The 1,034-nt window shown below is 59.2% G+C and carries 1 pseudogene; it reads right to left on the bottom strand.

Annotation, left to right across the window (positions count from 1 at the left end):
• Positions 1-1,034 (bottom strand): annotated as a pseudogene (locus tag V7787_RS52825) (type IV secretion protein Rhs); the annotation flags it as partial.

Genomic DNA, 1,034 nt, shown 5'->3' with positions numbered 1-1,034 from the left:
ATAGCACTTGTCCTGATACACCAACACCCGGTTGTGCTTGATCAGGCCATTGAGCTTGGGGCCGTCGAACAGATTGCCGGCTTTGTCGTATTTGTAATCCTCGACCTGCGTGGCTTGCCAGTTGGGGCGTGACTGCTGGACGGTTTGCAGTTGCTCGTTGAGGTCGTAGCCGTAACGGTTGTGTCCCGAATAAGTCTTGCCCGTGTGGGGCAGATCTTGGAATCGGCCGATGATCTGTTCGAGATGCGCGTTTTCGTCATTGGCAGCGTTGGTCATCCCGCGGCGCTGGGTCTGGGTCAGTACCTCGGCAATCAGGTTGTCGCTGGCATCGTAGCGATAGGCCTTGTCCAGCAGTGGCAGTACTTCAGCAGGGGCATCGCGGTAGTGAATAGCCTTGCCGGCCAGGCGACCGCTGGTGTCGTAGCGTGTGCGGGTGACCAGTTTGCCTTGGGTGCGCAGGACCTCATCGTGCACCGCATCACGCTCGAAATCGCTGATGACCCGGCCGTTCAGGTTGATCTGATGGAGGTGCCCGCTGCCGTAGTACAGGTGGTTGAGTTCGCGCTGGTCGGGCAGGACCAGCGTCTGCAGGTTGCCCAGTTCGTCGTAGCGGTACTGCAGCAAGCCAGCGCTGTTGGTTTCGCTGAGCAGTTGCCCGTTGGCGTCGTAGGTGTAGTCGAGTTGCTGTTTTTCTCCTTTGTTGTCAGTGAAGGTGATGGACAGCAGATTGTCGGCGGCGTCGTAGCGGTAGTCGGTGGTGCCATCTTCGGTGCGCTTGCTGACAAGCCGGCCGATTGCGTCCCGCTCGAAGTCATGGCGGATGGCAATCGTCCGTGTCGGTGGGGCGTTGTCGGACAGGGGTGGCTGCTCGTCAGGCGAGGGCACATGGGTAAGACGAGTGACCTCATCCAGCACGTTGTAGGCATAGAGGCGGCCACTGCCATCCAGGTCTTTTTGTGCCACCAGCCGGTCCAGTTCGTCCCAGTCGAAGCGGTATGACTCGTCATTCTCGTTGGTAAGTTGCAGTAGCCGAG

This window comes from Pseudomonas sp. CGJS7, from assembly GCF_036961695.1.
This window is presented reverse-complemented; position numbering and strand designations above follow the sequence as displayed.